Genomic DNA, 20,077 nt, shown 5'->3' on the forward strand with positions numbered 1-20,077 from the left:
CGCGATTAGCCTGCAGCAGCGCGCAGAGCCGTGGCATGCACCTCCACCACCTTCTCTTCGCTGTATTGGTCGATGAACGATTTCCTGAAGTCTGAATCACCTTTGGCCAAGATGATGTCGTCGCAGTAATCGATCATCGCGGCGACAAGCGAAGGCCCGCCGTCCGGATCAACCAGGCGGCCGAGCTTGCCGTCCACAAGGATGTCGCTTGGGCCGAACTCGCAATCGGTGGCGATGACCGGGAGACCGAAACGCAGCGCTTCGCATATTGCCAGCGACCAACCCTCCCAGCGCGACGTCGACACATAAATGTCGCTTGTCGACAGCGCTGGATACGGATCATTGGGGTGGTGTTCTATTGAGACGACGTCTTGCAATTGGAGTCGCTCAATGTCGCGGCGCAGATCCTCTTCACCCGCCCCGTGCCCAACGATCTTCAGCCGTGTGTTCTTGCGCTGCTTGTAGACTTCGGCAAATGCGCGAACCAGGATGTCCTGGCCTTTCTGATGAGAAAATCGGCCAACATTGACAAAAGTCACGCATCCCGGCTCGCCACCTAAAGCCTCTGGTCTGTCAAATTTGCGAACCGGATTGGGTACCCAGCACTGCGGTACCTTGCTGCCAAACATCTCGCGAAAGGATGAAAGTTGGCGGGGCGAGGTTCCAAACACGTAAGCGGTGCGGCGGAGGAAAAACGTCTTCATCAAGAAAAACAGGATACGGGCCTTGAGATGACTGCGCTCGCGCTTGGGATTGCCATGCAAGTGCACGACAAAGTTTCTCTTTATGCCGAGGCAGGACGCCATCGCGATCACAGTAGGTTCGATCTGGGGAACAACGATGAGATCGTACTTCTTGCTCTTGATGACATCCCTGAAGGTTGTCATCAGCTGGAGCCTGCCCCGCGGTCGTCGATCAATCGTGTGATAGCTGCGCTCGGAGGGCCGATTATGATGTTCTGACGTGTAGAGAACGTCGATATCGAAGTCATCGGTGTAGCGTTCAGTCAGATTGCTGCAAATCGTGTCGACGACCCGCTCAATGCCCGCAAACGATTGGGTTCCCGGCTGGATGTAAAGAATTTTAAGAGCGGACCCGCGAGGGAAGGGATGCCTTTGTCCGAGCTTGGCGGCACTCATCTCCATAAGTGGGTCCTTTTTGGCGCCGCTTTGATCACAAGTGTTCGCTGTGGGCGGCATGAATAATGGGACTCTTGCGCGTTGCACAATAAGCGCCGCCCGTGTCACAGTATAATTGTGCGGTGCAGTGTAAAAAGCAATAGTAATTTTGGGGAGGAAGCCGAAGACCGCAACAATATCGCTACGCCTTTTAGATTAGCCGACTCGCTAATTTAGCAGGCGATTTTTGATGCGGAACGCGATAGTGTTCAATCCGTCGTATACTTCGATTCAATCTTCCGGTGCGCGCGGATCTCGTTGGCGCGCCGGACGTAGAGGAGATACAGCACGCCATGCGTGAAAATATAGCCCGCTTCCAGCACGGATGCGAGCGCCATGCTCAATCCGAGTGCCAGGAGGAATGGCATGCCTGCCACAACGCTAAAGATCGCATAGGCCGCCATAACAACCATAACGACCAGGGTGAAGACCAAAATAGGCATACGAAGCGCAGAAACTGCGCCTAGAACGAAACAAATTGCCAATGTCAAACCCATAAACGCTACCCCGACCGCCCGTACGTAACCGTACACAATCATCGGGCAAATAGCTAATATAGGCAAGCTAATATTCTCTTACACGAGAACTATTCACACTTTCGCCGAGCAAAGCCTTGCGCTGAGAGCTTTAGTTGCTGTCGGCAACGGAGGCTTGGGCGCCCCGCTGCCGCCGCTCGACGCGAATGACGTCACCTGGCAGAACAGGGTCATTATCGCTGACGATCAAGCTTTCATTGCTGCCGTCGACAACGCGGTTGATGCTTGTCGTGAAGGAATAGGTATCCTTGTCTTCCTCCAGTGCCGCTACGGCGGCAGGAGCGCGCACTTCCAGATTTCTGAGAAGATCGCTGGCGGTCTCGGTTTTCTTGGCGTTGGAGGCGAAACGGTCACGAAGCTCAGCGGCTTCAGTCAGCGCATTTATGCGATACCGGTTGCGAACATCACCAATATCCTGGTCGACCTTGGCAAGGTCCTGTTGCGTCTTCAGAATGGCGAGCGAGACGTCAAGGTTGCGGCTTTCGAGGTCGGCGAGATTTTGATTGGCGCCGAGCTGGCGCGCCGATACCGTCAATCCCTGCTGAACGAGTTTGTTGACGGAGCCGAGATCCTTGTTGGCCATATCGATCTGCTTTGCGAGCGATACGGCCTTTTCTTTCAGTGCGGAAATCTGATTGGCTGCCAGAACTTTTGCCTGGTTGAGGGAGCCGATCTCAGTCTCCATGGAGCGCAGGCGGGTCTCGAAGAGCGCTTGTTCCTCGGTCAGCATCCGCGCAACCCCGGGCTCCGCTTTTCGCGAGGTCAACTCGGCCGGAAACTTGATCTCGGGATCATTGTTGAGGATAGCGTCGATGCGCGCCTGGCGCGCCACCAGTTCGAGCCTTTCGGCCTCAAGCGCGCGTATTTCGCCGCGACCCGACAACGCGTCCCGCTGAAGGGTAATTAGGTTGGAGTCAACGGGCCCGATCCCGCCGGCCATGCTGACGGCCTGTACGACCGTGAGACCGGGGCTGAAGCTGTACTTGCCGGGCGTCGCGACCAGCCCGGTGACGAAGAACGGCCGATATGAAGCGATTTCGACCGAGGCGTTCGGCCTCTTTTGCAATCCAACCTGATTTTGCAGGCGCTCACCGATCGATTCAGAAACCTGTTCGAGCGTTTTGCCGGCCGCCGGAACCGTGCCGATGATCGGCAAGGAAAGATTGCCTGCAGCTGAAATAACGAATTCGCCGGTCAACGGCACCCATTCGAATGGAGCGCCGGTACTTGGGCGCCACTCGAAAACACGGATCCTGAGCACGTCCTGCGGTCCGAGCAGATAGTCCTGCGCTGCCGCCATGTGGCCGCACAGAGAAGCCACGACGGATACGGCCGCGAGGAGACAGGCTTTTGAACGGCGGCCGAGAAGACTTCTTATGGCGCGGACGTGGTGTTCGATGTTGAATGACATGCGTTGCTCCATGACAACCGTGTGCCAGGTTACCTTCAGGCCGAAACGGCAAGCTCGGTTCCTGTTGCGCGTTCGATAAAGGTGCGAAATCGGTTTATGAAAACTTCGCGGCGGAAATCAGCAGCGCGTGAAACGGCATCGCCCGGATTGAAGTCAAGTCTCTCCATCCGCTCGACGGCATCGATCAGTTCCTCGACAGCCTGGTTCTGGAAGAAGACACCGGTCTTGTTGCTAATAACAGTCTCGGTGGCTCCACCTCGTCCATAAGCGATGACGGGTCTTCCGCTGGCCATCGCCTCGACCGGTACGATTCCAAAGTCTTCCTCGCCCGGAAATATCAGCGCCTTGCAGCGAGCATAGTGGTGTCTGAGAGCATCGAAGGGTTGCGAACCGAGTATCGTGACAGTTGGGCCGGCGATCTTCCTGAGATGATCGAGCATCTCTCCGCCGCCGATGACGACGAGCTTGGCCTTGAGGCGGTTAAACGCTTCGACAGCAAGATCAGGTCTCTTGTAGCTGACGAGCTCCCCGACCATGAGGTGGTAATCGCCCAGTTCCGATGCTGGCACTGGCCGGAATGCACCGGTATCGACCGGGGGATGAATGACCGACGCTTCGCGCCGGTAATAGCTCCTGATGCGGTGAGCGACCGTCGTCGAATTGGCGACGAAATCATCGACCCGATTGGCGGTCGCAACGTCCCACGTCCGCAAGTAATGCGCCATGGGCGGCATCATCAGGCGGGTCATCAGTCCAGAACTCTCGTAGTACTTGTTGTACATGTTCCAGATGTAGCGCATCGGCGAATGGCAATAGCATACGTGCATCGCCGGCGAGGTCGGAATAATACCTTTGGCTGGCCCCGACTCGCTGCTAATCACAAGGTCGTAGGCACCAAGGTCAATCTGTTCGAGCGCCATCGGCATAAGCGGTAGATAGCGCTTGTACATCTTCCGCGCATAAGGCAACGAGCCGATGAACGTCGTCTGTATGCGATGCGACTTGAGCTTGTCGGAAATCACCCGCGGATCAAACACATGCGTATAAATATCCGCATTGGGGAATATGTCGCAAAGCGCCTCGAGTACCTTCTCGCCGCCACGCATGCCTACCAGCCAGTAATGTATGATTGCTACTCGCACGCAAAGCTCCACTAACTCGAATGGGTAACACGTATTACGGCGCGCAAAACGGGAAGGGAATCTATCTAGCTTTCGATATGTGTATTGCGAGACGCCAGATTAGTTCTATTGTGGAAATAAGACAACAAGTTCCAAGAAATACGTCTTATTTTCCGCATTGCACCCTTGAATAGTGCAGCGCAATAAATGTATTGTCAAATCGTTTAATACTTGTTAACGTTCTTGTGCTTGCCCGCTTGGGCAATTTCTGCACGTGCCCTGGACAGTTTTTATTACGTGGGAGTACGCGGATGAGGGAATTTGATCTCGGACGAGAGTTCGACGGCTTCGACAAGGGGCGGCACTCTCGAAGCGAGCGAATGCGGCCTTTCGAAAGGAAAAGACGAGGCACATCGTCAGCCGTTGCCGGAATTGCAAAATATGCCCTCGATGCGGTCCTTGCGGCAATAGGACTGATTGTCCTTATGCCGATGATCGCAATCTTGATGGGTACACTTCTCGTGCTGCAGGGAAGGCCAATCTTCATCGCGCATCGCCGCATTGGCAAACATGGCGTGATGTTTCCCTGCCTGAAATTCCGCACCATGGTGGCTAACGCCGACGAGGTGCTGAAACGACACCTGGCTGCCAATCCGCACCACCGGGCGGAATGGAACGCCACCCGCAAGCTCCGGGATGATCCCCGCGTAACGCCATTCGGCGCACTTCTACGCAAGACCAGCATCGATGAAATTCCTCAACTCCTGAACGTGATCCAGGGGAAGATGAGTCTCGTCGGTCCGCGGCCGATCGTGGCAAGCGAGGCCGAACTTTACGGCGTGCACTACAGCGACTACATCCAGGTCCGCCCTGGACTGACCGGACTGTGGCAGGTGAGCGGTCGTAGCGACACGAGCTATGGCGAACGAGTGCAGCTCGACGTGCGCTACGTACGAGAGCAAAGCATCCTCGGCGACATTGCCATTCTGCTGAAAACCGTACCGGCAGTCCTTCGTTCTCGCGGCAGCTACTGAACGACAGCGGCGCGGCTGATACCCCGCGCCATTTCCCCTTTTCAGTCGTCGTCAGGTTGGCCGGCAGACAAGGGGAGATGCTATCGATGTGATTGCTCCGTGACAGTGCTTCAACGGGGCTGCGCTCGATCCATGTATTACGGAGGGAAGACATATTCTTGGTACATGTGATCAATACGATGCCTCGTCTCACGGCCTTGGGCGTGCGAGGAACCTGACATGAGCGCCTCCTTCGTCGTAAATGGCCGCTTCCTCACCCACAACGTGACCGGTGTACAACGCTATGCGCGCAATGTTGTGAGTGCGATGGATGGTTTCGACCGCGCTCGTCAATCCATCGTCCTGGCGCCGGCGGCGACCAAAAACCCAGGGTATTCTAACCTCGGATTCATCGCAAAAGGGGCACTGATGGGGCATGGATGGGAGCAGGTCGACCTGCCCATTCAGCTTGGAGGCCGTCGGCTTCTCAATCTCTGCAACACGGCGCCAGCAATCAAGAGTGATCAGATCGTCTGCATTCACGACGCCAATATCTTCGCCGCGCCTGCAAGCTATAGTCGGGGATTTCGTGCGGTCTATCACAACCTTCAGCCCATCCTTGCGCGCCGTTCTGCGCGGATTGCAACAGTATCCCATGCAGCCGCCAGGCAGATCGCCAGGCATCTGCCTGTTTCTCTCAATTCAATAGCTGTCCTGCCAAACGGCCACGAGCATGCGCTAAGTTGGGATCCCGGGCGCGCGACCTTAGCACCGGATTTACTCACGTCGCGCAACCACCGGCCTTATGTCCTGGTGCTTGGATCGAGAGCCCGTCACAAGAATGTCTCCCTGCTGATTAACATTGCCTCAGCCCTCGATCAAATGGGCGTCGATATCATCATTGCCGGTGGCGGCGATGGTATCTTCACGCAGGAAGCGCTGCAGGGAAGGGATAACGTTCAGCTGTGCGGCCGGGTATCGGACGACGACCTCGCCTATCTCCTTGATCGCGCGCTTTGCCTTGCCTTCCCGTCTTTGACCGAGGGGTTTGGTCTGCCGATTGTCGAGGCGATGGCCCGGGGCTGCCCGGTGATCTCGTCAAATTGCGCCAGCATGCCGGAGGTCTGCGGTGACGCAGCACTTCTTGCATCGCCTTTCGATCCAATCCAATGGATTGAGCATGTCCGATCGCTTCTGCAGTCGAAGGATCTTCGCGACGAACTCAAAGGGCGTGGCTTGGACAATGTCCGGCGCTTTTCCTGGAAGCGGAGCGCCGAGGGATATCTGGATCTCCTTGAAAAACCCTCCGCAAGCCTTGCAACCCATCAGCCGCAGCCGAGCCCGACACCGCGTATCGCTGCTGTTTTTGCAACCCGCGGCAGGCCCGACGTTGTGTCCGCAACAGTCAGACACCTCCTTGCTACGCAAACCCTGCAGCCAAGCTCCCTCATCATTTCATGCGTCGATACGGCAGATGCAGGTAGCCTTGCCTTCCTGCCTGATGTCACGATCGTAACAGGTCCACCTGGTCTTTCGGCCCAGCGAAACACAGCCCTCGCACACCTTGATCAAGACACGGAAATCGTCGCGTTCTTCGATGACGATTTCGTTGCAGATCGAGATTGGCTTGCCGCTGCGGCCCGTGTCTTTCGAGATGAGAGCCAGGTCGTGAGTTTTACCGGTCATGTCGTCGCCGACGGCATCAAGGGACCTGGAATCCCGTTCGACGACGCTGTTCGTCTCGTTGAAACTGCAACCGTTCCAACCGGCGAATGGACCGAGCCTTATAGCCCCTATGGCTGCAACATGGCATTCCGTGTGGCAGCAATCGGAAATGTGCGGTTTGATGAACGTCTGGTCCTTTATGGTTGGCTGGAAGACCGCGATTTTGCAGCCGAGCTTGCGCGACGCGGTGGACGGCTGATCAAATGGTCCGGCGCATATGGTGTCCATATGGGTGTCAAGAGCGGGCGGGTCAGTGGCGAGCGCCTCGGATACTCGCAGGTTATCAACCCTCTTTACATGCGAGCGAAGGGGACGATGAGCCTGATCAAGGTCGCTGATCATGTCTTCCGCAATACGGCAAGCAACTTTGGTCGCGCGCTCTTTCCCGAGCCGTTCATCGACCGCAAGGGCCGCGCGAAGGGAAACCTGCTTGCACTTGCGGACGCTCTGCGCGGGCGGTTGGAACCCGAAAGAGCAGCGGAAATCGGAAGGCCAAATATAACCCCCAAGCCCGGTTGGAGGCAGGAGACACGATGATGTTCAACAGACCAAGGCCCCTTGATGCCAGCTCCCGATTGTGGCGCCTGGATGAGCCCCAGTCTGACAGCTCGGCTGATGGCCCCCTTGTTCTCATCAGGTCGGTTATCGCACTCGCCTACCGCCATAAGGTCAGCCTGATCGCCTGCACCCTCCTGGGTCTTGCCTTGGCGGCCATATACGCGCGCTCGCTCCCGCCAACATACACCTCGACGGCAACCCTGCTCCTGGAACCGCGCCAATCCACGGTTTCCGGACAGGAATCGATCCAGCAGGGCTTCGACCTCAACCGCGCCGACAGCGAGTTGCAGACGATCCGCTCCGAACGGTTGCTTTCCTCCGTGTTTGAAAGTCTGGGTCTGAAAGACAGCCCGGAACTCGGGGCAAATCAGCCTGGTCTTGTCGAACGCCTAATTACGATCTTGGGTCCAAGCGACGCCTCATCGCAAACGGGCCTGGGGAAGGGGGCGCGAGAAGCGGTCAGCGGCGACCCCACTCTCGTAGACGAGGCCGAAAGAGCAGCCTTCCTGAATTTTGCAAAACGCCTCAATGCCCGTCGTGTGGGGCAATCATTCGTTATCGAAGTGGAGTATGCGTCCTCCGACCCCGCTCTGCCGTCACGGGTCGCAAACGGGGTGGTCTCCGGTTATATCTTCCAGGCGATCGCGTTCAAGGAGCAGATGGCGCGCGCCGGCACCGAGGCGCTTCAGAGCCGCCTGGATAGTCTTTCCGCGCAAATGGAGGCCGCCCGTTCCGCGATGCACGAGGGATCTCTCCCTTCGATCCCCACACCTGACGCCGATGCCCGCGTCATCGGCGCCGCGCTTCCGCCTCTGGCGCCATCTGCGCCTCGTAAAACCCTGATCACTGCGCTCGGCGGCGTCCTTGGCCTGCTTGGAGGATTTGGCCTTGTCGCTGTCCGGATGGCACTCGACAGACGTGTTCGCGATGCGCGCGATCTTGCCCGCGATAGTGGACTTGCCTGTCTTGGCTCCATCCCGGTTGCCCCGGATTCCAACGGGGTTCCCTGGAACGTTGGCACGCGCGACGTGGGCTTCGTCAGCGCCATTCATGACTTGCGGACTTCGGTGGAGATTGCCTGTACCAGTCTGCGCAATGACAACAGTATCGCGATCGCGGTCGTTTCCTGGGCGCCGGGGGCCGGCGTTACAATGATTTCGTCAAGTCTCGCACAGCTGATGAGCAGAAGCGGCCGCTATGTAACGCTGTTTCAGAATCCATCCGATACCAATATAACGGCCCAGACAGAGGTGTATACCTCCGCGACCGCTTCCCTTGCGGATGCTGCGTTCGCAGGGCTTCCCCTCGAACACATTTCGTTTCACCAGGTCGACGGTGTGGCCGTTCTGCCGATCCACTCGCGCGATACCAACGCGAACCTGTTTACCGACTTCCGCAATCCACGGGTTCAGCGGATCCTTGAGGCGACACGACAAAAAGGGGACGTCATCCTCGACCTCCCGCCGCTTCAGGGCTCGATGGATGCGATGGCGCTCGCCGCCTATGCCGATGCTGTCATTATCGTCGCAAAGTGTGGAGAGACAACGATCGAAGAGGTCGTCGAGGCAATTCAACTCCTGCGTCGGTCCGGCGCCAATGTCGTCGGGACCGTCCTGAACAAGGGACGGCGATGACCGAAGAAACCGGCATATCGCCTGGGCCGGCCAAGCTTCGTCTCGCCGTGATCATCGCGTGCTGGAACTATGCAGAGTATGTGGATGAGGCGATCAGGAGCGTCCTTGATCAGACGCATTGTGATTGCGAACTGATTGTCGTCGACGACGGTTCGACGGATGGATCGTGGGATGTCATTCAGCGCCACCCGGTAAGGGCTTACAAGATCGACAATTGTGGTCAGCGCGCCGCCTGCTCCTTCGGGGTCAGCAAGACGAGGGCACAGTTTGTGCTCTTCCTCGATGCTGATGACGCCTTGGCCCCTGGCTCGCTTGAAACCATCCTGAGAGAGCTGGATGACAATGTTGCAAAGCTTCAATTTCCGCTCGTTCGCACCGACCGAAACGGGCTTGTAATTGGTGATCCTGTTCCGAACCTGGCCTCGTTCCGCGATAACGAGGAACTCGCGAGGCTCGTGCTCAAGAACGGGACCTACGCCAGCCCCCCGACATCAGGGAATGTCTTTCGCCGTGATCTCTGTGAGATCCTCAAAGAGGCGACCTATGATCGTGCGGTTGATGGCATCCTGCTGTTTGCCGCGCCCTTCTTCGGGGACATCGTCAGTCTGTCCACGCCGCTTGGTCGCTACCGGGTTCACGACCGAAACGATTCCGGTCTCGGGCGTCCGCTTGATGCGCAAATCCTGCGGCGGGAGATCGCCCGCTTTGCCGATAGAATGGGGCATCTGCGACGCATCCTTGACCGGATTGGCAGAGCAGAAGAACTCGTTCAAGTTGGCGAGACCCAGTACTTTCTCGAACGCTCGATCTATCTCGCGATCGCTGAGGGTCACCGCGTTCCAGTGACGCTGTTGTGGCACCTGATCGGCAAAATTTGGGCGACCGGCAATTCGTTCAAAACCAGATCCGCGATGGTCGCGTTTCTTCTTTTCACGGCCATTCTTCCGAACCGCAACGCACGTCGTGGGCTGTCCTATCGGCTCGATGCCGGTGACCGGTCGATGACCGGGTTGTTGCGGGCGCTGTTTTGAACATCTGTCCCGTCAGGCGCGATCGATAAGCTCCAGACGCCCACGTCCGGCAATCAGACGCATACCAAGCAAAAGCAATGTGACACCATAGGCTGCAGCTCCAGTTGCGATGACGAGAGCCAGCTCGACAACGTGATTCAACTGCTGCCCAGCCACTTCGTCTCGCAACAGCCAGACCGCTGTCGCCATGACGGCGGCAGCGAAGCCCACTTTCCAAAGATTGTACAGTTGCTCTCCAATGCCGAGGCCAAGCAGCTTGCGGACCTCGTTAAGGTAGAAGCCAAACATCAGGAAAGAAAGCGCGACACGGGCAAAACTGACGCCCGTGACCGAGCCCAGATAGAAACCGAGCGAAAGCAGCACCAGGCGCAACAGGAGATCGGTCGTGTTCAAGCGAAAAATGATATTGGGGCGATCAAGGGCCAGGCTCACGGAATAGAGGGTCTGGAAATATGGAATTGGTGCGACGGAAAGCGCAAGAATGCTCAGAAGTGGCGCAGCTTCCTTCCACTTCTGCCCAAGTAGCAGATCGGTCGCGAGATCGGACGTGAGCGAAATCCCGATGCAGGCAGGTATCGAGATCAGCATCGCAAAGCGTGCCGCCTTCAGAAACGCGATCTTTACACGGTTACGATCCGAGCTGATCTGCGAGAAGGCGGCCATGACCGGCTGAAGAGCTGGGCCAATGATGCTTTGCGTCGGAATGACCGCGACATCGTTGGCAACCGCGTAGCGACCGAGTGTTGCACGGTCTGCAAGTCCGCCGACCAGGAAGCGATCGAATTGCCAGTTCAGCGCAGACACAAGCTGCGCCGAACTGAACCAACCGATAAAGCTTGCAAAATCACGCAGTCGCGACAGCGATAGCGCTGGGCGATAGGGGGCAAGGACATAGGAAGCGATGGACGACACTATAGAGGCTATCACGGAATTGACCGCGATCGCCCAGTATCCTCCACCCGAGAGAACAACAACTGTTGCCGCGATGCTGGCAGTCAGTTTACCGGACAGTTCCAGAATGAAGGTCTGTCTGAAACCGAGCTGGCGCGCAAACTTTACCATGGCCGGGCTAGCAAAGCCTCTTGCGACCGGTCCAAGCGCCATGACCGCCACAACAGGCAAAAGCTGGGTCTCATGATTGAACAGTGCAAATGGATAGGCGGCCGCGAAAATGATCAGGGCAATAACGCTGCTTCTGATGATCCCAAGCGTAAAGCCGGTGTCGAGATGGCTCTTGTCAATTGACGGCAGCCGGACGAGCGCTTGAGTTACGGGGACCTCGAGCACCGTATCCACGATCATGACAAGCGACGTCGCGAGCGCCGCCAAACCGAAATCCGATGGCGACAGAATTCTCGCGAGAATCAGAAGTGTGAAGAAGTCGATGATGCGTCCAACGAAGCGGGAAAAGACCAGCCAGCTTGCCCCTTGAACAGCTTTGAACGCAAGCATCAGAAACTCCAACCTGTCGAAGCTGCAACTACAGCAATTGCTTGGTGACCAAGGCTCGCCAATGCTGTGCGTTCTATTTCGTCAGAGACGATCGACGCCACAGGCAATCCTCTCATCGCTGGAAGCGCGCCGATACGCCGCGCAGGATGTGAGCCAACTCGATCACCGGAAGAAGTGCAGACTTGAGGCGAGGAAAATCTCGCGCAATCGCAGCTTCGCGCCAAAGATGAGACTTCACCGATCTCAATTGCTGGGCGATACTTGCCTTGTCGGTCCGGTTGAGAATGTTGATCGTATCCGGGCGGCCAAAATCTACCGACCGCAGCCCCACTCCGAGTGCGAGAACATCGAGTTCTGAAGGGTTGGTTATCGCTTGTTTCAATCGCACCCACGCAGCCGGTATGTCCCGCATCACCTGCGCTCCGTCGTCCAGGTCATCGATGTAATCCAGGACGCCTCCAAGAAGGGGATTGCCGGCCGACGCATCGATTTTGCCGTAGGCAATATTCCCGCAGTTTCCCTCTACAATGCCGTCACTTCCAAGGCTGAGCATCCGGACCGACGGCACAGATGGCTCGAACAATCGCTCGATGATATGCCAGTATCGAAGGATGACCGTTTCCACCTTGAATGGGTTGTAGAGGTTGTCCTCAACGATGAGACCTGAAAGCTTTGAAAAATGTTCTTCGCTTAGTCCCTTGTAATTGCAGCGGGCAAACTGGATCGTCTCGAACCGTCTTTCCGGCATTCCGGCAGCCAACAATCTCTGCGTACTACCGTAGAGTCCGGTATCACACAGGATAACCCTGTCCCTCACATCTGACATCGTGTCGAGGTGACGCCTGAAGAAGGAATTCTGTTCGATGACGTCAGCGAGAACCGGGTGCCCTGCGGGACTGTCAAGCGTATCGAAGAACCTAGATGAACAAAAAGGCGCATCCCAGGCAGGAGGAAACGTATATTTCCCGCCCCCCAGAAAGGTTGCGACTTCAGCAAAACTGTTGCCCGCGAACTCCCTGGCAAGCTCATCCAGGACCGCTGGACTGCGAGATTCCAGCGCTATTCGTGCCGCGACCAATCTCGAAACCAGAATATTGTCGCGTCGGAGTGAAAGCGGCAGGCCAAGGCGCGTGACCAGGTGCTCGAAGGCCTGGCGTATCCCGACGCCGCCACGCGCGCAAAATGCAAGTGTTCCGCTTTGTGCTTCTGCCTGTCGTGCATACATCCAGATGTTTAAACAGAACTGAGCAACAATTGGGCCAAAAACTTCCCGGCCAAAGGCCGTTTGATCCTCCAGAATGGAAATGCGGGATCGACCGCTTCGTCGCAACCGGCGTTGAACGCTCCTCATCACTTCCGAACGCGCCCCATCGGCCCTTGTCGCCAAGCGCCTCAGCCGGCCCTTCGGAACATGAACCGTCTGTATGCCCATTCTGTGGGGCACTGTATGGTCGGCCAGTTCATCGTCACCAATGTGAAGCAGGCGCGACGACGAAACCTTTTCCGATGCAAGGACAGCGGAAAACAGTGAGCCGGAGCGTTTGCTTGCGAGTAGTTCGGCACTTGAATAGATCGCGTCGACCAGGCCCGGCCCATGAAAATAATTGATCAACTCCGACAACCGGTCGGCTCCAAGTGCCGTATCGGAAACAGCCACGATGCGAATGCCAGCCTGCCGATGCTGGCGAAGAGCCATGGCAAGCGGCCCATTGGCATATAGCGAATTCTTTTCAATCGCGATTTCGATATCGATACGCTTGTCGCGGAGCCTTGCTGGCAGACCAAGCATTGCCAGTTGCCGCTCCACGATATCGGTCAGCCTGACTTCCCCAACGCCACCGCCGACATTGAGTGCCCGATAAGCAAGCTTTTCCGCCATCAAGCGGGCCTGCAACAACTCCTCGACATTTCCGCGCAGCCCCTGTTCCCGCAGAAGGCGCGCAAAACGCTGCTCCCCTTCCATCATCCGGGATTTTTGGGATCTGGGCTGGCGTAGCAGCAACGTATCGAACACGTCGGTCGAGATCACCCCGACAGCATCGAGCGGGCTCTGTAGAACGTCGAGGTTACGCCGCAACACTGATTACCCCTGCCGATATATGAAAGAGATCCCACATCTCAAAGACGAGGTTGCGGGTGGTATTGCTGCACCTGCGAGAAGATGCTTGCTAGCATGTAATAACATCGTTCGCCTATTATCAAGTCAAAAAAAATCGCCAGTTCTTGCAATGATAAGTGTCGTTGAAGAAGACAGGTTTCACTATGAAATGTTTTAATGTATTTGATTGTTTCTGTTGACTGTGTTCTAAAGAACAAGAATTGTTGCATTGCAGCACTCATGCGGCGACGGGGTGGAGAATGGATGACACAAGCCTGCAGGTCGTGCCTCTTTCCAAATTCCCGCATTTCGACGCAGTGGTGCTGGGCGCCGGCATATCGGGCCTTGTTGCTGCTTCCATCTTGTCGGAACAAGGTCAGCGCACCCTTGTCGTCGACGATTACAGCCATGTGGGCGGCAACCATATGGATTGGACGTCGCCGGAAGGCTACACGTTCGACGTTGGCAGCCTGATCTTTCAGGACGATTCGCCATTGCTGCGGCACTTTCCGGAGCTTCTGCCCCGTTATGTTCCGATCAATCCGACCTGGGGGCGATTGAACCCGCAAGGTCGGATCACGGTCTATCCTATTTCTGTCCGGGACGACATTCTCGCTGCTGGACCTTTAGGGCTGTCGCGTATCGCCTTTTCTCTGATCTATGCGAGGCTTTTCCGCAGAAACATGCGCAATGCACGAGACTTTGCGCGCTACTGGATCGGGGCCTATCTGCTTCAGCGGTCCGGCCTTGAAACCTATATGAAGCGCTTCTACGGGATTGAGCCTGAAAAGATTGATCTCGATCTCGCCCGCAAAAGAATGGGATGGATCAGTGAACACGCATCAATCAAGGGCTTGCTGAGGAAATTTACGCTCATCCGGCGGCAAGCAGCGGCGGGACCGGTAAATCGTCAAATGGCACGTCCTCGGGAAGGGTTCGCAAGCCTTTATGACGTAGCCGTTCAACGTCTGAAGGTCGCCGGCGTGTCGTTCCGACTGTCCGCTGGGCTCAGGAAATTGTCAAAACTCAATGATGGTTTCGAAGTGTCACTCGCGGATGGCCCAGTATTTACCAAGCGGGTGATTTCAACGATTCCAATTCCCGCTGCCGAACAACTTTGCGACCTTCCGTCACATTCAGCCTTGAAGACGATTACACTCGTAACCCTCTACTTCAGCTTTCGCGGTACACGTGGGTTTCCACAGTCGATTATTTACAATTTCTCGCATGAGGGTTTCTGGAAGCGGCTCACAGTTTATTCCGATTTCTACGGGTCTCAAAATGACCGGGAATATTTTGCGGTCGAAGTAATCGCCAGCCAAGTCCTGACCGTTGACCAGGCCGAGGCCGATTTTCGCAATCACACGCGTGCCAACGCTCTGTTTACTGGAGAGCTCAAACTCGAGGGAAGTCAGATCCTCGAAAACGCCTATCCTATCTACAGCCAAGGCGCCGCACAGCATGCAACGCAGGCAATCGCCAAGCTGCGACAATTTGGCATCGAATCGATCGGTCGTCAGGGTGCCTTCAACTATCAACCGACGGCGCGGGTATCGACAATCGAAGTGGAGGCTGCGCTCGGCAGCGGTTAACTGCACGCTTGGAACAGAACACCGCTCGTCACGCGGGGCAAGTGAGAAGACGAAAGGTTTATTATGCGTATCCTGCATGTTCTCAACCACACCCAGCGCCTGAACGGACACGTCCATGCTGCCGTCGACCTCGCATGCGCACAGGTAGGGCAGGGCCACGACGTTTGCGTTGCGAGCGGGGGAGGTGACTTCGACGGATTGCTGAAACGTAAAGGCGTCCATACAGTTCTTGTCGATCACAAGCGCAGTTTTCCAAACCTCGCCAAGGCACTTGTCCACCTTCGCAGTCATGTGCGCAGCTTCCGTGCCGACGTCGTTCATGCCCACATGATGACGAGCGCAGTCCTTGCATTTCCGGTCTGCAGGATGAGCGGTATCCCTCTCATTACCACCGTTCACAACGAATTTGAAAAAAGCGCAACTTTGATGGGTCTTGGAACGCGGGTCATTGCCGTCAGCGACGTCGTCGGCGCGTCAATGCAGAGACGGGGTGTTCCGTCGTCGCGGCTTTGCGTCGTACTGAATGGCACGATCGGCTCCGCCCGCTCCGACGGTCGCTCCGAAGAACCGGCTCCGCTCGTCTCACCAAGTATCCTATTCGTTGGTGGCCTCCATCCCCGGAAAGGGTTGCCAGATCTTATGGAAGCCCTTGAGATTGTCCATCGCTCCAATCCAAACGTTCATCTGTACATTGTGGGAGACGGCCCGCATCGCGATGCCTATAAGAACATGGCCTCGCAGCTTGCATGCGCCAAAGCCATTACGTTTGTCGGCCCGACCACCGATCCCTACCCATACATGCTGGGCGCCGATATCTTCGTCTTGCCATCGCACGCAGACCCCGCACCGCTTGTCCTGTCCGAAGCGCGAGAGGCACACTGCGCGGTCATCGGAACGCAGGTCGATGGAATACCTCAATTGCTCGAACATGGCGATGCAGGGATCCTGGTACCGCCGCACGATCCGTCGGCGCTGGCAGAAGCCCTCATTCAAATCGTTGAGACCCCAGGCAAGATTGAAGAATGGAAAGCTCGCAGTCAATTGCGCATTGACCACCTCACCATTGATCGGGTCGCACGAGAAACGATGCAAGTATATGTCAGCGCCCTGGCATCGCGATCGACGGCTGACGCAGGAAAAGTGAAGCATTCCAATCTGGCATAGAAGCAAAATGTTCCGCGGCCGATCCTCAGCTCTCGCATTGCGCGTATCGAATTGTACAATTTAACGGTGGAACATTTCAATTGAGAGCGTATATTGCGACGCAACAAGATGCGTTGCATACGGAGCGATCTGATGCCACCGAACATTCCTCTCATCAGCATAATAATTACTTGTTTTAATTATGAATTGTACATAAGGGAATGCATCAAGAGTGCAATGCAGCAGGATTATCCAAATCTTGAGATCATTGTCGTTGATGACGGCTCGAGCGACCGCTCCTGGGACATCATCCAGGAGTACCGCGACCATGTAACGTGCGTGCGTCAGAAAAACCGTGGTGCGCTACGCAGTTCGCTAACCGGATTTAGCCTTTCCAACGGCGATTTTGTCCATTTTCTCGATGCCGACGATCTCCTCGAATTCGGAGCCCTCCAGCAGGTCGCACCTTACCTTCAGCCTGACGTATCGAAGGTGCAATTCATGCTAAGCCCAATCGACAAGGAGGGGAAGGTTATTGGAGATCCATTCCCAAAACTCGCACATTCCAAGGAATCTGGACCGCTCATTCATTCGATAAACCAGCGAGGCTATTACAATACTCCGCCAACCTCCGGGAATATTTATCGCCGTGATATCTATGAAAATCTGGGCGATCTGAGCTACGAAAGAGCGATCGACGGCGTACCCTACTTGTTGGCGCCTTTCGTCGGAAAGGTCGTATCTCTGGATCTACCGCTCGGAAAATACCGAATTCACAACGCCAATCTGTCATCTTTTTCGACGCTGACCAGCGAACGACTGAATGGCTATATGGACCGATTTCTGGCTCGGCTCCGCCATCTATCGCAACTCATCGACGAGCGCGGCCTCAAGGGGAAGATACGCCTCCGCCAAGACTATGCCTATGTCAGGGAGATGATGATCCTCAGCACCGTTGCTTCCGGCAAGAGGCCGTCTTTTCCTCTTCTGACGTCCTATGTATCGGCCGTCCGTCGAGAGCATGGTTCAATCTTGAGAACATGCATATCTCTTGTTTTCGCACTCGGCCTGTTTGTACTTCCAGACGTCGGAAGACGGCAGCTCGCCTCGTTTCGATTGGATCCGTCGCGGTTATGGCGATTAAGGTCGCGGCTCAAGAACGCAGTCTCCGTAGGAACTTGACGATGACACATCGATACTTTGGCCGATTGATGTGCAGGGGGAGTGCCGATGGGATCTCCCATGCAGGAAGGCACAGCTCAAATCTAAACGCCGTGGCATAGGATAGAAGTCATTGCATTCAGCCGATCTCCCGCGCGAACGAGGCTGAAAGGTTGGAATTCAATTCAGGTGCGTGCAAAGGAAGCCTGTTGTGAACCACAGAATATCCGTCGTTTTGGCAACGTACAACGGGGAACGCTATCTTTCGCAGCAACTGGAGAGCCTGACGGCACAGACGGTGAGGCCGTTCGAAATCATCATAAGTGACGACGATTCCACTGATACGACACCCGAACTGCTTGCAGCATTCGAAAAATCGGCGCCATTTCCCATCCTACGCTGGAAGAACACACCCGGCCTGGGGTTTCGGGAGAACTTCCTTCGTGCAGCATCGAAGGCGTCGGGTGACTGGATTGCCTTTTGCGACCAGGACGACATTTGGCGCCGGGACAAACTTGAGGTGTGTCAGAGACTTTTCGAAGATGGTGTCACCCAGGTTGTCCACCAGGCTGAACTCATCGACAATGCTGGGACGAAGATTGGCCTCTTCAGTCAGGGCATAGAGACAACCCGCATCAGGCCACCGCTCTTTTACGACGTGTGGGACACCTTTCTGGGTTTCTCGATGATCGTCCGGCGCGACGTGCTGGATATCCTTCCGTCAAGCAGACGATTTGTTGACTATATCGAGCCAAACCATCTCATTGCCCATGATCGATGGGGATTCTTTCTCGCACAGACTCTTGGAAAAACAGCGGAGATTGCCGAGCCACTGGTTTATTACAGGCAGCATTCCTCCAATCTGTTTGGCAAGAGCGGTCGCAAGCAGGTCGACGGCGATATTCGATTGAAGAACAAGGGTTACATCGATGCGACACGAGGGATGTTGGCCTGCGTCGAGGGAATGCCCGCTACTGCAGAAACTCGCTTTCCCGGCTTCCGGCGGCAGGCTGCGCTGAAGGTTTACGCGTCCGCATTAAGGCAGGTCGAGGCCCGCGGAAATATCTACGAGCTGGCCGGCCACCTGGCTTTTGCCGAATTCATGCGCCTCGTCTCGTCGGGCTGTTATCGAGGTGCACAGGACGGCAGATTGAGGTGGCGTTCGCTCGCGCGCGATCTGGCGTTTTGCTTTGGGATGTGGAACGAACGTTGCTGACGTATCCGGCCAGTAGTAATGGCGGTAGAGGAGGGGCTTTGCGCATGGCGAGTAGTCAGAGGTCGACTTCCCACTACGTAGCACTCGATGGCGTGCGAGGTATCGCGGCAATATCAGTGCTGCTCTTTCACCTCGAACGGTGGCTCAATGTCCCGGGGCTTGCCGCGAACGGAAATCTCGCGGTCGACATGTTTTTCACCCTGAGCGGGTTTGTTCTTGCAGTTGCCTATTCCGAGAGGGTTCATAAGATGAACCTCTGGGACTTCTTCGTCATGCGTGCGGTCAGGCTCATGCCTTTGATCATGCTCGCAACCATCATAAGCTGTTCGTACGTTCTGCTAAGGGGCGTCTGGCAAACCAACGATATTGTCCTTTCGACGGTGGCCATCGCCCTCTTCACCGGTGCCCTCAACATTCCCTACTTCCATGCCCCTTTCAACATCGGCGGCCCCCAGTTGTTTCCGCTCAACGGCCCACAATTTTCTCTATTCCTGGAGGTCGTGGCCAATGTCGCGTGGTGGGCTGTCCGCTTCGGTCCACAGATCGCCATCGCAGTCCTTACCTTCGTCGTATCGGCCATCTGCGTGATCGTCTTCGGTATCGGAGGCGATACCACAGAGACGTTTTGGCTCGGGTTTGCGCATGTTGGTTCGTCATTCGCGCTTGGGGTGCTGATCTTTCATCTCGACCGGATGATCACACGCAGGCGGACGCGGCTGGTCGGAAGTCTGTTCTGGTGCCTGACCGCACTCATGCTGCTGGTGTTCTACGTGCCCGTGGAAGCCACGTTTACATTGAAGCTGTTCTGGAAATTCGTTCTCGCACCTGCGTTGGTGTGGGCCGGGGCGTATGTAACGTTGAATAAAACGCAGGAAGGGGTCGCAAGGTACCTTGGCGATTTATCCTATCCCATCTACGCCTTGCACTATCCGCTCTTTTGTTGGGTCAACGGCACTCTGCAAGCCGCCACAGGCGTTAAGGAGCCGATTGTTGAGGTGCCGCTCGTCGTGGTGACGGTGATCATTGCCAGCGATGTGGCCTTGCGGCTTTTCGACAGGCCGGTACGTCTTTTTCTATCGCGGCATATTTTTGCAAGATCAGGCGTTCACGCGGCCACCCCGGGTTAATCACATACGCGCGATTGCGAGTACCACGATGAGAATATAGCCGAGCAGTGATGTTGCGAACATGGCGACGAGCAAAGAAAC

General features: G+C 56.1%; 15 protein-coding genes. 9 read left to right on the top strand and 6 right to left on the bottom strand.

The window, feature by feature from the left end; genetic code table 11:
• Positions 1-5: 5 nt before the first annotated feature.
• From FHX16_RS20360 to FHX16_RS20375, 4 genes are all read right to left on the bottom strand, one after another.
• Positions 6-1,145: a glycosyltransferase gene (locus FHX16_RS20360; RefSeq protein ID WP_259130030.1), complete on the bottom strand. Its 1,140-nt coding sequence runs from the start codon at positions 1,143-1,145 to the stop codon at positions 6-8.
• Between the two features lie 242 nt (positions 1,146-1,387).
• Positions 1,388-1,621, bottom strand: coding sequence for a hypothetical protein (locus FHX16_RS20365; protein ID WP_246712731.1), 234 nt, complete (start codon positions 1,619-1,621; stop codon positions 1,388-1,390).
• 184 nt (positions 1,622-1,805) lie between these two features.
• On the bottom strand, positions 1,806-3,125 hold the full coding sequence (locus FHX16_RS20370; protein WP_183756714.1) for a polysaccharide biosynthesis/export family protein: 1,320 nt from the start codon (positions 3,123-3,125) through the stop codon (positions 1,806-1,808).
• A gap of 35 nt (positions 3,126-3,160) precedes the next feature.
• Positions 3,161-4,231: a glycosyltransferase gene (locus tag FHX16_RS20375; RefSeq protein ID WP_183756755.1), complete on the bottom strand. Its 1,071-nt coding sequence runs from the start codon at positions 4,229-4,231 to the stop codon at positions 3,161-3,163.
• Between the two features lie 326 nt (positions 4,232-4,557).
• On the opposite strand from FHX16_RS20375, the gene FHX16_RS20380 reads away from it, so the two are divergent.
• The 4 genes from FHX16_RS20380 to FHX16_RS20395 all read left to right on the top strand — a co-directional run bounded on the left by FHX16_RS20380 (position 4,558) and on the right by FHX16_RS20395 (position 10,207).
• Positions 4,558-5,280 (top strand): sugar transferase, encoded by a 723-nt coding sequence (locus tag FHX16_RS20380; protein ID WP_259130034.1) that lies wholly within the window; start codon positions 4,558-4,560, stop codon positions 5,278-5,280.
• Positions 5,281-5,499: 219 nt separating this feature from the next.
• Entirely contained in the window at positions 5,500-7,521 is a 2,022-nt protein-coding gene (locus tag FHX16_RS20385; protein ID WP_259130037.1) for a glycosyltransferase, read from the top strand.
• Positions 7,521-9,176, top strand: a complete 1,656-nt coding sequence (locus tag FHX16_RS20390; RefSeq protein WP_259130096.1) for a Wzz/FepE/Etk N-terminal domain-containing protein — start codon at positions 7,521-7,523, stop codon at positions 9,174-9,176. The genes FHX16_RS20385 and FHX16_RS20390 overlap by 1 nt, the downstream gene beginning before the upstream one ends.
• Positions 9,173-10,207: a glycosyltransferase family 2 protein gene (locus FHX16_RS20395; RefSeq protein ID WP_259130040.1), complete on the top strand. Its 1,035-nt coding sequence runs from the start codon at positions 9,173-9,175 to the stop codon at positions 10,205-10,207. The genes FHX16_RS20390 and FHX16_RS20395 overlap by 4 nt, the downstream gene beginning before the upstream one ends.
• Positions 10,208-10,219: 12 nt before the next feature.
• Here the strand turns inward: FHX16_RS20395 and FHX16_RS20400 are convergent, their stop codons facing one another.
• Both FHX16_RS20400 and FHX16_RS20405 read right to left on the bottom strand, forming a co-directional pair.
• The gene (locus FHX16_RS20400; protein ID WP_259130043.1) at positions 10,220-11,659 is read right to left on the bottom strand and encodes a lipopolysaccharide biosynthesis protein; all 1,440 of its coding nucleotides are present in this window, start codon (positions 11,657-11,659) and stop codon (positions 10,220-10,222) included.
• A gap of 112 nt (positions 11,660-11,771) precedes the next feature.
• Positions 11,772-13,739, bottom strand: a complete 1,968-nt coding sequence (locus FHX16_RS20405; protein ID WP_259130046.1) for a hydrolase — start codon at positions 13,737-13,739, stop codon at positions 11,772-11,774.
• 278 nt (positions 13,740-14,017) lie between these two features.
• On the opposite strand from FHX16_RS20405, the gene FHX16_RS20410 reads away from it, so the two are divergent.
• The 5 genes from FHX16_RS20410 (at position 14,018) to FHX16_RS20430 (ending at position 19,996) form a co-directional block, all read left to right on the top strand.
• Positions 14,018-15,349 (top strand): FAD-dependent oxidoreductase, encoded by a 1,332-nt coding sequence (locus tag FHX16_RS20410; RefSeq protein WP_259130047.1) that lies wholly within the window; start codon positions 14,018-14,020, stop codon positions 15,347-15,349.
• A gap of 63 nt (positions 15,350-15,412) precedes the next feature.
• The gene (locus FHX16_RS20415; protein ID WP_183864300.1) at positions 15,413-16,513 is read left to right on the top strand and encodes a glycosyltransferase family 4 protein; all 1,101 of its coding nucleotides are present in this window, start codon (positions 15,413-15,415) and stop codon (positions 16,511-16,513) included.
• 132 nt (positions 16,514-16,645) lie between these two features.
• Entirely contained in the window at positions 16,646-17,674 is a 1,029-nt protein-coding gene (locus tag FHX16_RS20420; protein WP_259130049.1) for a glycosyltransferase, read from the top strand.
• A 190-nt stretch (positions 17,675-17,864) separates the two neighbouring features.
• Positions 17,865-18,869: a glycosyltransferase gene (locus FHX16_RS20425; RefSeq protein WP_259130051.1), complete on the top strand. Its 1,005-nt coding sequence runs from the start codon at positions 17,865-17,867 to the stop codon at positions 18,867-18,869.
• A 44-nt stretch (positions 18,870-18,913) separates the two neighbouring features.
• Positions 18,914-19,996 carry an acyltransferase gene (locus FHX16_RS20430; RefSeq protein ID WP_259130097.1) on the top strand — a complete coding sequence of 361 codons (1,083 nt, stop codon included), beginning with the start codon at positions 18,914-18,916 and terminating at the stop codon, positions 19,994-19,996.
• The last annotated feature ends 81 nt before the right edge of the window (positions 19,997-20,077 follow it).

It is taken from the genome of Rhizobium sp. BK661 (assembly GCF_024808825.1).
Lineage (GTDB): Bacteria > Pseudomonadota > Alphaproteobacteria > Rhizobiales > Rhizobiaceae > Rhizobium.